We start from the raw sequence: 12236 nt of genomic DNA, 5'->3' as shown, positions 1-12236 counted from the left end.
GGGGTCAGCCCTCGGTCGGCGGCTCGGTGGCCGGCAGCGGCGGGAGCTTCACGACGTCCACCGGAGCGGCCTCGCCGGAGGCGGCGCCGTTGGTGAGCGCCAGCTCCTTCGGGGACTGCACCGGAGGCCGGGTGGACGGCGTGCGGCGGGCGGAGCCCGTCCAGGCCGGCCGGGTCGGGCGCTTGACGATCGGGGCGAAGACCTCGGCGATCTGCTCCTTGTTCAGGGTCTCCTTCTCCAGGAGCTCCAGGACCAGGTTGTCGAGCACGTCGCGGTTCTCGACCAGGATCTCCCAGGCCTCGTTGTGCGCCGTGTCGATGAGCTTCTTGACCTCTTCGTCGACCAGCCCGGCGACCTCTTCCGAGTAGTCGCGCTGGTGGCCCATCTCGCGGCCCAGGAACGGCTCCGAGTTGTCCGAGCCGAACTTGATCGCGCCGAGGCGCTCGGTCATGCCGTACTGGGTGACCATGGCCCGGGCCGTCGCGGTGGCCTTCTCGATGTCGTTCGAGGCACCGGTGGTCGGGTCGTGGAAGACCAGCTCCTCCGCCGCGCGCCCGCCCATCATGTAGGCGAGCTGGTCGAGCATCTCGTTGCGGGTGGTGGAGTACTTGTCCTCGTCCGGCAGCACCATGGTGTAGCCGAGGGCCCGGCCGCGGGACAGGATGGTGATCTTGTGCACCGGGTCGCTGTACTGGCAGGCCGCCGCGACCAGGGCGTGGCCGCCCTCGTGGTACGCGGTGATCTTCTTCTCCCGGTCGGACATGATCCGCGTGCGCTTCTGCGGACCGGCCACGACGCGGTCGATCGCCTCGTCCAGGATGCCGTTGTCGATCAGCTTCTTGTCCGAGCGGGCGGTCAGCAGCGCCGCCTCGTTGAGGACGTTCGACAGGTCGGCACCGGTGAAGCCGGGGGTGCGCTTGGCGACGGCCGACAGGTCGACGTCGGGCGCGATCGGCTTGCCCTTCTGGTGCACCTTGAGGATGTCCAGCCGGCCCTGGAGGTCGGGGCGCTCGACCGCGATCTGGCGGTCGAAGCGGCCCGGGCGCAGCAGCGCCGGGTCCAGGATGTCGGGGCGGTTGGTCGCGGCGATCAGGATCACGCCGCCCTTGACGTCGAAGCCGTCCATCTCGACCAGCAGCTGGTTGAGGGTCTGCTCGCGCTCGTCGTGGCCGCCGCCGAGGCCCGCACCGCGGTGCCGGCCGACGGCGTCGATCTCGTCGACGAAGACGATCGCCGGGGCGTTCGCCTTGGCCTGCTCGAAGAGGTCGCGGACGCGGCTGGCGCCGACACCGACGAACATCTCGACGAAGTCCGAGCCGGAGATGGAGTAGAAGGGCACCCCGGCCTCGCCCGCGACGGCGCGGGCCAGCAGGGTCTTGCCGGTGCCGGGCGGGCCGTAGAGCAGCACGCCCTTGGGGATCTTGGCGCCGACGGCCTGGAACTTGGCCGGCTCCTGGAGGAACTCCTTGATCTCGTGGAGCTCCTCGACCGCCTCGTCCGCGCCGGCGACGTCGGCGAAGGTGGTCTTCGGGGTGTCCTTGGTGAGCAGCTTGGCCTTGGACTTGCCGAACTGCATGACCCTGGAGCCGCCGCCCTGCATCTGGTTCATCAGGAACAGGAAGACCAGGACGATGATCACGATCGGGAGCATCGACAGCAGCAGGCTGACGAAGGTGCTCTGCTTCTCCGGGCTGATCGTGTAGCCCTCGGCGAGCGTGCTCGCGTCCTTGTCGTTGACCTGGGCCTGGAGCTTGTCGGCGATGGCGACACCCTGGTCGCCGATGTAAGAGGCCTGGAACTTGGTACCGGACGGGGTCTTGCCCGTTCCGGCACTGGGCAGCGTGGCGCCGTCCTTGAGCTGGATCTTGATCGTGTTCGAGTCACCGGTGGTGATCTGCGCCGACTTGACGTTGTGCGCGTCGATCGCCGCGACGACCTGACCGGTGTCCACCGTCTTGTAGCCGTTGGAGTCCGAAACGACCTGCATCAGCACGATGACGGCGAGGACGGCCAGCACGATCCACATGATCGGCGCACGGAAGTATCGCTTGACGTCCATCCATGCGGGGCGTTGCCGCCCCGTCCCTCCTGCCACTCAACGGCGCCGGGGGGCTGTTGGGCCGCGGCGCAATCCGATTGGTGCTCATGTGAAGAGCGGTTTATTGGACCGTACCGCAGTCGGACCCACCCATGGCGGGAGCACGGCGAGACGGCTGTGGTTCTTTGTCCCCGGGGGTCCAACGGGCGGGAACGGCCTACTGTTCCCGCCCGTAACCCGAACGGGGCCGTCAGCCGCCGTAGACGTGCGGGGCGAGGGTCCCGATGAAGGGGAGGTTGCGCAGCTTCTCCGCGTAGTCCAGGCCGTAGCCGACCACGAACTCGTTGGGGATGTCGAAGCCGACGTACTTGACGTCGATCTCGACCTTGGCGGCGTCCGGCTTGCGGAGCAGCGCGCAGACCTCCAGCGAGGCCGGACCGCGCGAGCCCAGGTTGCCGAGCAGCCAGGACAGCGTCAGACCGGAGTCGATGATGTCCTCGACGATCAGGACGTCACGGCCGGCGATGTCGGTGTCCAGGTCCTTCAGGATCCGCACCACACCGGAGGACTTGGTGCCCATCCCGTACGAGGAGACGGCCATCCAGTCCATGGTGACCTGCGAGTGCAGGGTCCGGGCCAGGTCGGCCATGACCATCACAGCCCCCTTGAGGACGCCGACGATCAGCAGGTCCTTGCCTGCGTAGTCCCGGTCGATTCGCTCGGCCAGCTCCAGGAGCTTGGCGTCGATCTCGTCCTTGCTGATGAGCACCTTCGCGAGGTCAGCGCCCATGTCGTTCTGGTCCACCGGGGATACGTCCTCAAACGTTCGGGGTCTGTGTGGCCGGCGGTCGGCTCCCCCTGGGCATGCCTCGCCCGTCAGTCGCCCTGCCGCCGAAAGACCAGCGTGCCACACCTGCGGGTGGCCTCGACGCCCCCGGGTAGGTGCAGCGGGCCCTGTCCGCGCCATCCGGTGACCAGCAGGTCGATCGTCTCCAGGTGCCGGGCGAACAGGTCCCCGGCCGGACAGCCCGCCCGCAGCGCGGCCCGGCGCAGCACCCGGCGGCGCACCGCGGGCGGCAGTTCGGCCAGCTTCACGGCGTCCAGGGCGCCGTCGCCCGTACGGAGGTCGCGTTCGGCCAGTGCGGCCCACTGGTCGAGGGCGTCGGCGTCGTCGCGGAACAGCCGGGCGGTGCGGGCCAGCGCCTCGACCACCCCGCCGCCCAGGTGCTTCTCCAGGACCGGCAGCACCTCGTGGCGGACCCGGGAGCGGGTGTAGGCGGGATCACAGTTGTGCGGGTCGTCCCAGACCGGGATCGACTGGGCGGCGCAGGCCTGCCGGGTGGCCGCCCGGTCCAGCTCCAGCAGCGGGCGGCGGTAGCGGCCCTTCTGGGCGGGCATCCCGGCCAGCGAGCGGGAGCCGGAGCCGCGGGCCAGGCCCAGCAGCACGGTCTCGGCCTGGTCGTCCCGGGTGTGGCCGAGCAGCACCGCGATCGCGCCGTGGCGGTCGGCGGCCGCGTCCAGGGCGGCGTAGCGGGCGTCCCGGGCGGCGGCCTCCGGGCCCCCGGCGCGGCCGACCCGGACCGGGACCGCCTCCACCGGGTCGAGGCCGAGGCTGCGCAGCCGGTCGGCCACCTGGGCGGCGCGCTCGGCGGATCCCGCCTGGAGGCCGTGGTCGACGGTGACGGCGCCGACCCGCAGGCCGATCTTGGGGGCTTCGAAGGCGGCGGCGATGGCCAGCGCCATCGAGTCGGCGCCGCCGCTGACCGCGACCAGGACCAGCGGCGAGCCGGGCGCGGCCGGGGTCCGGGGCAGCCCGGAGGGGTGGCGCGCGGCGTTGCCGATCAGGGTGGTGCCGACCGCGGCACCCACCAGCGGCGCCCCGGCCGGGCGCTCCCGGGGCCGGCGCACCGGCGCGGTGAAGGTGGAACCGGCCTCGGCGGCGAGGTCGGTGAGCGTACGGCGAACGGCCAGGCGTATCGCGGCGACGGCGGGGTGAGGACCCACGGCGGACGACTCCTCGACGGAGGGGGGACAGGACGTGCGGCGGACGCGGCGGGGACCGCGCACCCGCATGAGCACCCGGTTACCGGGCGCTCACAGATGGTGGCAGATAGTGGCCACCCACTACGCCACCCGCGCCCCCGGCAGGTCGACCGTCCCACGTTCGGGTGAATGAAGAAACGCTTCTTCACTCGTCGTCGGCCTGATTGGACCACTCGTACGAGCGGGTTTGACCGGCGCGCGCCGCTTGCCGTCCGGCGTACGGCGCGCCCGCGTCACGACCGCGCTCAGCGCGCCACCCGGGCCACCCAGGCGGCCGGGTCGTGGATCTCGTCCTTGGTGGGCAGGGTGTTCGGGGAGGTCCACACCCGGTTGAACCCCTCCATGCCGACCTGCTCCACCACCCCGCGCACGAACACCGCGCCGTCCTGGTACTGGCGCAGCTTCGCGTCCATGCCGAGCAGCCGGCGCAGCAGCAGGTCGAGCCGGTTGGCGCCGCGGTCCCGGCGCTGCTGGAACTTCTCCCGGATCTCGGCGACCGTCGGCACCACGGCCGGCCCGACGCCGTCCATCACCACGTCCGCGTGGCCCTCCAGCAGCGACATCACGGCCGTCAGCCGGCCGAGGATCTCGCGCTGCGCGGGCGACTGGACGATCTCCAGCAGGTTCCCGGAGGAGGCGCCCTCCCGGCTGCCGCCCCCCGGCAGGCCGCCGAGCGAACCCGCCGCGTCCCGCAGCCGCTCCAGCAGGGCGCCCGGGTCGACGTCCGTCTCGGCGAGGAAGGACTGCACCTCGGACTGGATGTGGTCACGCAGCCACGGCACCGCGGTGAACTGCGTCCGGTGCGTCTCCTCGTGCAGGCAGACCCAGAGCCGGAAGTCGGACGGGTCGACGTCCAGCTCCCGCTCGACGTGCACGATGTTCGGCGCCACCAGCAGCAGCCGGCCCGGCCCGGGGCCCTCCGGCCCCAGCCGCGGCTTGTCGAACAGCGCCGCCGGGCTGTCCGGCGCCTCCAGCGGGGGCTCGGCCGGGGCGAAGGTCTCGTACTGGCCCAGCACCTTGGTGGACAGGAACGCCAGCAGCGCCCCGACCTCGATCCCGGTCGCCTTCTCGCCCACCGCGCCGAACACCCCGGCCGCCGTGCTGTTCGCCCGACGCGCCTGGAGCTTCTCCACCAGCGGCTGGACGACCGTGCGGAAGCCCGCCACGTTGGCCCGGATCCACCCCGGACGGTCCACCACCAGCACCGGCGTCGCCGCGGCCTGGGACAGGCTGGACGAACGCATGCCGGTGAACGCCCGCACGTGCTCCTCCGCCTCCAGGGCGTGCCGGCGCAGCTCGGCGACCACCGCCGCCGCTTCCTCCCGGCTCACTTCCGGACCCGGCCGCACCAACCTGGTCGCGGTTGCGACCGCGAGGTTCCAGTCGACCATGTCAGCACCGCCACTCGCGCTCGTCATGCCCTCACCGTACGTGCTCCCCACCACCAACGGCAGCCACCCGCCGCGAACACCTCTCCCCAACGGGCCCCGGCCCCACCGGTCTCCGGCCGCGACCAGTGGCGGGCGGCGGACCGGTGCGCGGCGGCGGGGTGCCTCCGGGCCGCCGGGCCGGGGCCGTTGGAGGGCGGCGGCGGGTCAGTGGCAGCCGCAGGTGGTGAGGCGGGCGGCGACGCGGTCCATGGCGGCGCGGGCGGTGTCGGCGGGGGCGGCGGTACGGGTCATGACGGCGAAGGCGAGCAGGCGGCCGTCGGCGTCGACGACGGTGCCCGCGAGGGTGTTGACGCCGCTGAGGGTGCCGGTCTTGGCGCGGATCAGCCCGGCCGCGTCGGCGGCGCCGGACCCGGAGCCGTACCGCTTGTTGAGGGTGCCGGTGAAGCCGGCGACCGGGAGGCCGGTGAGCACCGGGCGCAGGGCGGGGTGCTGCTCGGAGGCGGCCAGCGCGAGAAGTCGGACCAGGACGGCGGGCGGTATCGCGTTGCCCGGGTGCAGGCCGCTGCCGTCGTTGAGGACCACGGTGCCCATCGGCACGCCGAGCCGGGTGAGCTCCTGGGTGACGGCGGCCGCGGCGCCCTCGAAGCTCGCGGGCTGGTGGGCGGCGATGGCGACCTGACGGGCGATCGCCTCGGCGAGCTGGTTGTCGGAGGTGGTCAGCAGGCGTTCGACCAGCCGGGCGACGGTCGGCGAGAAGACGTCGCCGAGGGGCGCCGTGCCGGTGGCGGTCGGCGCGGGCGCGGGCGCGGCGGCGGGGCCGGCCTTGCCCGTCACGGTGATGCCGCGGGCCCGGAGCAGCGCGGCGAAGGCCTCGGCGGCCGCGGCCGCCGGGTCGGCGACCCGGTCCGGCGCGTCCTCCCGGCTCTTCGGGTCCGCCTTGGCCTCGTCCACCATCAGCGGGACCACCAGGGCGATGTTCTGGGCGTCGTGGTTCCTGTGCTGCGGGCCGCCCGCGTACATCGACAGGTCGTAGTCCAGCTGGACCGTCGTGGTGCCGAGGCCCTTGAGGCTGTCGGCGGTCTGCTGGGCGAGGGAGTCCAGTGAGGCGGGGGCGGTGTCGGCGTCGGCCGGCTGACCGCCGATCTGCACCTGGTCGGCGGGCAGCGCGGTGAGCGTCGGGTCGCCGCCGCCGACCAGGGTGATGGTGCCCGGGGCCGCGCCCTGGACCACCCGGGTGTGCAGCCGGGTGTCGCCCGGGATGAGGGACAGGGCCGCGACCGCGGTGGCCAGCTTGGTGGTGGAGGCGGGGGTGGCCGGGGTGTTCTCCCCGGAGCCGTACAGGAGTTGGCCGGTGCCGGCGTCCGCGACGGCGAAGGTGACCTCGCCGAGGCTCTTGTCGGCGAGCACGGCGGCGAGCGCCTGCCGGAGGCCCTGCGCGGTGGGGACGGCGGCGCCCGGGCCGCCCTCGACGGCGGCCAGGACGGCGCCCGGCGCGGGGGCCGGGCGCGCAGCGGACGCGTCGCCACCCCCGGTGGCGGGCACGGAGGCGCCGGGCACGGAGGCCGCGGGCGTGGGCGCGGCGGGCGGCGCGGCCCGACGGGCGGGTGCGGCGCCCGGGTCGTCGTTCGACCGGGGACCGGCGCCGCCCTTCCCGTGCTCGCCCTTCCTCCCGCCGTGGCCGTTCGGTCCGTCGTGGTCCTCGCCCTCGCCCGGCCCGGCGCTGTGCCCGCCCGGCGGCGGGGCCGGCTGCGCGACCGCACCACCCGAGGTCAGGACCGTACCGACGACCAGGAGCGCCGCTCCGAACAGCCCCGCGGCCGTCCCCCCGCGGCGGCCCGCCGCCCCTCCCCCTGTGCCCACCGACCGGCCCCTTTCCCGAGCACCCGCTCCCGTAGGAGACACTTGGATTCTGTCAGTCCCTACCTTGGAGGAACCGTTGGAGTTCGACGTCCTTATCGAAATCCCGAAGGGCTCTCGTAACAAGTACGAGGTCGACCACGAGACCGGCCGTCTGCGGCTCGACCGGATGCTCTTCACCTCGACCCGCTACCCGGCCGACTACGGCTACGTCGAGGGCACGCTCGGCGAGGACGGCGACCCGCTGGACGCCCTGGTCATCCTGGACGAGCCGACCTTCCCGGGCTGCCTCATCAAGTGCCGCGCCATCGGCATGTTCCAGATGACCGACGAGGCCGGCGGCGACGACAAGCTGCTCTGCGTCCCGGCGACGGACCCGCGCTGGGAGCACCTGCGCGACATCCACCACGTGTCGGAGTTCGACCGCCTGGAGATCCAGCACTTCTTCGAGGTCTACAAGGACCTGGAGCCGGGCAAGTCCGTCGAGGGCGCCAACTGGGTCGGCCGCGCCGAGGCCGAGGCCGAGGTCACCGCTTCGATCAAGCGTCTGGCGGAGCAGGGCGGCCACTGAGCCGTCGTTCCGATCCCACTCGGCCGGGGACGGTCGGAGGCAGGTCGGGACAGCCCGGGGCCGGGGTTCGCGGATTCGTCCGCGGACCCCGGCCTCTGTCGTGTCCGGGGACGGGACGTCTTGCCGACAGCCTGTCGGCAAGGCATGAAGTTAGGTTAGGCTAACCACATATTCAGCCGATTCCCACCGGCCGATCCCGGACCCTGGAGGCCGCATGCCCACGCCCGCGCCCGCCCCGTTCTCCACCGTGCTCCGCACCGCCAGCAGCGAGGAGCACGAGGCCGCCGAACACTCCTCGTTCATGAGCCGGCTGCTGGGCGGCGGTCTCGGGATCGAGGCGTACGCCGACCTCACCGGCCAGCTCTGGTACGTCTACCGGGCCCTGGAAGAGCGGGCCGAGCAGCTCGCGGAGCACCCGCTGGCGGGCCCCTTCATCGACCGGGCGCTGCTGCGCACCGCCGCCATCGAGCGCGACCTGGCGCACCTGCGCGGGCCCGACTGGCGGGACGGCCTGGCCCCGCTGCCGGCCACCGCCGCGTACGTCGCCCGGCTGGAGGAGCTGGCAGCCGAGTGGCCGGCCGGGTACCTCGCGCACCACTACACCCGCTACCTGGGCGACCTGTCGGGCGGTCAGATCATCCGGGGCATAGCGGAGAAGACCTGGGGCTTCGAGCGCAAGGGCGACGGCGTGCGGTTCTACGTCTTCGAGGAGGTCGACAACCCGGCCGCCTTCAAGCGCGAGTACCGGGCGAAGCTGGACGCGGCCGGGGAGGCGATGGACGAGGTCGAGCGGCGCCGGGTGGTCGAGGAGTGCAAGCGGGCCTTCGTGCTCAACGGGGCGGTCTTCCGCGACCTGGACACGCGCTACCCGCTGAGTGCGTAAACGTTCCTCCTTACCCCGGTCACGGGAAACGGCCCCGGCGAGCGTTTGCTCGCCGGGGCCGTTTCGGCACTCCGTCCGGGCGTCAGGCCTGGACCGCGCCACGGCGGTTGCGCACCAGGACGGTGGCGCTGCCGCCGACCAGCAGCAGACCGGCCGCGGTGGCCAGCAGCGGGACCACCGGGGTGTCCGCGCCGGTGGCGGCCAGCGAGCCGCCGCCCGTACCGCTCAGGCCGCCGGTGGTCAGCGAGGCCCCGCCGGAGGTACCGGTGCCGGCGCCCTGGCCGCCGCCGGCCGCGGAACCGCCGCCGGCGCTGCCGTTGCCGTTGCCGGAGGAGCCGGCCGGCGGCAGCTTGGCGTCCTTGTCGAAGGCGAGGGTGGCGCTGACCGGGTCCAGGGCCGTACCGGCCGGGTAGTTGGAGAAGGCCGGCACCCCCTCGGCGGTGAGCGTGGCCGGAACGCCGGAGAGCGTCACCACGCCGCCGACCGGCTTCAGGGCGGAGGCCGGAACGTCCAGCCGGGCGATCCTGACACCGCTCAGCGAGGTCGAACCGCCGTCCTGGGACTTGCCGTTGATGTCGGCGGTCAGGAAGGCGCCGTCCCGGTCGATGGTCAGGCCCAGCTTGGAGAGCGTGGTGTCCAGCGCCCAGCCGTCCTTGCCGGGGTGGCCGAGGAAGCGGACCGAGCCGTTGAAGGCGGCGCTCAGGGAGTGGTCGGTGGTGTTGTAGGCACCGGTGGCACCGCCGAAGCGGTAGTCGGCCGCGCCGCCGCCGAACTCGACCTTCCCGGCGGCCATCGGGGACTCCAGGTACGTGCGGAAGCTCTCCTTGACCTTCCAGTCCAGCGTCCCGTTCACCACCGGCACGGTCGCCGGGGCCGTGCCGGGGCCCCCGCTCGCGGACGGGGAGGCGGTGGCGCCGGGCGCCTGGGTGGCCGACGGCGAGGAGCCGGCCGAGGGGGTGCCGGACGACGGGGTCGCGGTCGGCGTGCCGGTGGCCGTGGCGGTGGGGCTCGCGCTCGGGCTGCCGGTGGGGCCGCCGGTCGGGCCCGTGCTCGGCGAGGAGGTGGCGGACGGCGTGGCGGTGGCCGTCGCGGTCGGCGGCACGGTCGGCGGGGTCGTGGCCGGGCTCTGCTTCAGCAGCAGCGACAGCGGGTCCATGTCCGCCCCCGCCGGGTAGAAGCCGGCGAAGGCCCGGGCGCCCTGCTCGGTCAGCTTGGCCGCGGCGGGCGTCCCGTTGGTGGTGTCCCGCGCGACGGTGAACGTCACCAGCGGCACGTCGTCCCGGCGGGTGACGTCGGCGGCGCCCACCGACTCCTTGGAGGCGGTGTCGGCGGTCAGCGTGCCGGTGGTGCCGGAGGTGGTGATCCGCAGGTCGCTGAGCGCGACGTCCAGCGCGCCGTGGTGGGCGGTGAAGTGCACGCCGCCGGTGAAGGAGGAGCTGAGCGCGTGCGTGGTGAGGTCGTACGCCGCGTTCGCCAGGCCGAAGTGGAAGGTGCCGTCGGCGTTGCGGGTCGCGCCGCCGGTCAGCTCGATCGCGCCGCCCTGGGAGGCCGGGCCCTCGATGTAGCTGCGGAAGCTGGCCTTCACACCCCAGTCCAGCGCTCCGGTGTCGTACGTGACGCTGCTCGGGCCGCCCGCGCCGAAGGCCAGTGCGGGGGCGCCGAGGGCGGTCAGGCCGAGGCCGGCGGTGGCGGCCGCGAGGGCGGCCAGCCGGGTGCGGTTGCGGGACATGCTGGGTACTCCGTTCGGATGGGGGGAGGGAGCGGGGGGACGCTCCCGAAAGGGTCAGGCCGCGTCGTCGGCGTCGGGCCCGGTGGCGGGGGCCCCGGCCGCGGCGGCCGCCCGGCGGCGGCGGACGAGCAGGCCGCCGGTGGTGGCGAGGGCCGCCACCAGCACCGCGCCGCCGACCACGGCCGGCACCGGGACGCCGTCCGCGGAGGACGCGGCGACGGGCACGGCGGCCGGGGAGGCGGGCGGGCTCGCGACGGCGCCCGGCGGGGTGGCCGGGGCGCTGCCGAGGTCGGGCAGCGGGGGCAGCGCGGCGGCCGGGTCGAGGGCGACGGCGAAGCTCAGCGGGTCCATCGCGGTGCCCGCCGGGTACAGGCCGCCGAAGGCCTCGGCGCCGCCCTCGGCGAGCGTGAGCGGCAGTTCGACGGCCGTCAGCAGGCCGCCCTCGGCCTTGAGGCCGGCCGGGTCGAAGGTCGCCAGCTCGACGCCGGGGAGCTGCCGGGTGCCGCCGTCCGGGGTCCGGCCGGAGACGTCGGCGAGCAGTCGGCCCTGGCCGCCGGAGACGCTGACGCCCGGGTTGGCGAGGGTGAGGTCCAGGCCGTAGCCGTCGCCGGCGCGCATGCCGGTGAAGCGGACGGTGCCGGTGAAGGCGGCGGTCAGCTCTCCGGTCGCCGGGTCGTACGTGCCCTTGGCCGGGGTCCAGCGGAAGAACGCGCCGCCGTCGGCCGCGCCGCCGCCGAGCTCCCAACGGCCTTGGGCGATCGCGCCGGTGACGTAGTCGCGGAAGGTGCGGCGCACGCCCCAGTCGAGGGCGCCGTCGGCGAACCCGGTACGGGCCAGGGCCTGGGCGGCCGGCTCGGTGGCCGGCGGGGCGGCCGGCTCGGCCGGCGACGGGGCGGTCGCCGGTGGCGTGGTCGCGGGCGCGGCCGTGGCGGCCGCGCCGGACGTCGGGGCGGGGGCCGCCGGCGTCGGCTGCGCGGCGGGCAGGTTGACCGAGAGGCTGAGCGGGTCGAGGGCCGTGCCGGCCTGGTAGAAGCCGCCGAAGGCCTTCGCTCCGGCGTCGGTGAGGGTCGCCGGGACACCGCTCAGCGTCAGGGTGCCGGCCGCGCCGCGCAGGTCGACGCCGGCCAGCGAGAGGTCGGCCAGCTTGGCCTGGCTCGCGCTGCTGACCTGCCCGGTCTCCTTGGACTTGCTGCTGACGTCGGCGTACAGCCCGGCCGCGCCGCCCTGGACGGCCTTGAAGGTGAGCCGGCCGATGCTCAGGTCGAGCGCGTTGGAGCCGCCCTCCTGGTGCCCGGTGAACCGCACGCCGCCGGAGAAGGCGGCGGTCAGCGCGCCGGCCGCCGGATCGTACGTGCCGTTCGCCGAGTGGAACCGGAAGGTGCTGCCGCCGACCGTGGCCGCGCCGCCGGTCAGCCCCCAACTCCCCTTGGCGATGGGCCCGGTGACGTAGGTCAGGAAGGACTGCTTGATGCCCCAGTCCAGCCGTCCGCCGGAGACCCTGCCCTCGGCGGCGGCCGCCGGCCCCGGCGACAGGCCCACGGCCAGCAGGGCGGCGAGGGAGGCCACCAGGGCGGCGGCCAGACGGCGGAGCCGGCTGGACAGGGGCACGGCGAATCACTCCTCAGGAGGCATGGGGGGATGCCGCAAAGGGGGCCCGGTGGGCACCACCCCCTTGCGGAACTCAGGTAAGGCTAACCTAATATATGAGTCAAGAGCCCCGCCGC

Annotated in this window: 9 protein-coding genes; 2 read left to right on the top strand and 7 right to left on the bottom strand. The window is 74.1% G+C overall.

The genetic code is table 11. From position 1 onward, the window contains the following. Window positions 1-4: 4 nt before the first annotated feature. The 5 genes from ftsH to dacB form a co-directional block, all read right to left on the bottom strand. Window positions 5-2059 (bottom strand): ATP-dependent zinc metalloprotease FtsH, encoded by a 2055-nt coding sequence (gene ftsH, locus ACLWS4_RS33405; protein WP_074006436.1) that lies wholly within the window; start codon window positions 2057-2059, stop codon window positions 5-7. A 229-nt stretch (window positions 2060-2288) separates the two neighbouring features. Beyond that, window positions 2289-2843: a hypoxanthine phosphoribosyltransferase gene (hpt, locus tag ACLWS4_RS33400; protein ID WP_049654051.1), complete on the bottom strand. Its 555-nt coding sequence runs from the start codon at window positions 2841-2843 to the stop codon at window positions 2289-2291. A 71-nt stretch (window positions 2844-2914) separates the two neighbouring features. Continuing rightward, window positions 2915-4042 (bottom strand): tRNA lysidine(34) synthetase TilS, encoded by a 1128-nt coding sequence (gene tilS / locus ACLWS4_RS33395; RefSeq protein WP_074006435.1) that lies wholly within the window; start codon window positions 4040-4042, stop codon window positions 2915-2917. 284 nt (window positions 4043-4326) lie between these two features. After that, complete coding sequence (locus ACLWS4_RS33390) at window positions 4327-5499, bottom strand: zinc-dependent metalloprotease (RefSeq protein ID WP_049659916.1); 1173 nt, start codon at window positions 5497-5499, stop codon at window positions 4327-4329. Between the two features lie 177 nt (window positions 5500-5676). Continuing rightward, window positions 5677-7332, bottom strand: a complete 1656-nt coding sequence (gene dacB, locus ACLWS4_RS33385; RefSeq protein WP_416876081.1) for a D-alanyl-D-alanine carboxypeptidase/D-alanyl-D-alanine-endopeptidase — start codon at window positions 7330-7332, stop codon at window positions 5677-5679. Between the two features lie 76 nt (window positions 7333-7408). On the opposite strand from dacB, the gene ACLWS4_RS33380 reads away from it, so the two are divergent. Together ACLWS4_RS33380 and ACLWS4_RS33375 are read left to right on the top strand one after the other, a co-directional pair. Continuing rightward, window positions 7409-7900: an inorganic diphosphatase gene (locus ACLWS4_RS33380; RefSeq protein ID WP_030244505.1), complete on the top strand. Its 492-nt coding sequence runs from the start codon at window positions 7409-7411 to the stop codon at window positions 7898-7900. A gap of 214 nt (window positions 7901-8114) precedes the next feature. Next, the gene (locus ACLWS4_RS33375) at window positions 8115-8783 is read left to right on the top strand and encodes a heme oxygenase (biliverdin-producing) (RefSeq protein ID WP_387830960.1); all 669 of its coding nucleotides are present in this window, start codon (window positions 8115-8117) and stop codon (window positions 8781-8783) included. 82 nt (window positions 8784-8865) lie between these two features. On the opposite strand, the gene ACLWS4_RS33370 is transcribed toward ACLWS4_RS33375, so the two are convergent. Both ACLWS4_RS33370 and ACLWS4_RS33365 read right to left on the bottom strand, forming a co-directional pair. Next, a complete protein-coding gene (locus ACLWS4_RS33370; protein WP_416876080.1) occupies window positions 8866-10512 on the bottom strand; it encodes an HtaA domain-containing protein in 1647 nt (548 codons plus the stop codon). 54 nt (window positions 10513-10566) lie between these two features. Then, on the bottom strand, window positions 10567-12120 hold the full coding sequence (locus ACLWS4_RS33365) for an HtaA domain-containing protein (protein ID WP_416876079.1): 1554 nt from the start codon (window positions 12118-12120) through the stop codon (window positions 10567-10569). Between the last annotated feature and the right edge of the window lie 116 nt (window positions 12121-12236).

The sequence above is a fragment of the Kitasatospora sp. SC0581 genome, from assembly GCF_048159585.1.
GTDB lineage: Bacteria > Actinomycetota > Actinomycetes > Streptomycetales > Streptomycetaceae > Kitasatospora.
This window is presented reverse-complemented; position numbering and strand designations above follow the sequence as displayed.

Coding starts and splice junctions, on each gene's coding strand:
- ACLWS4_RS33375 (WP_387830960.1), top strand. CDS start 8,115: ATGCCCACGCCCGCGCCCGCCCCGTTCTCCACCGTGCTCCGCACCGCC.
- ACLWS4_RS33390 (WP_049659916.1), bottom strand. CDS start 5,499: ATGACGAGCGCGAGTGGCGGTGCTGACATGGTCGACTGGAACCTCGCG.
- ACLWS4_RS33370 (WP_416876080.1), bottom strand. CDS start 10,512: ATGTCCCGCAACCGCACCCGGCTGGCCGCCCTCGCGGCCGCCACCGCC.
- ftsH (WP_074006436.1), bottom strand. CDS start 2,059: ATGGACGTCAAGCGATACTTCCGTGCGCCGATCATGTGGATCGTGCTG.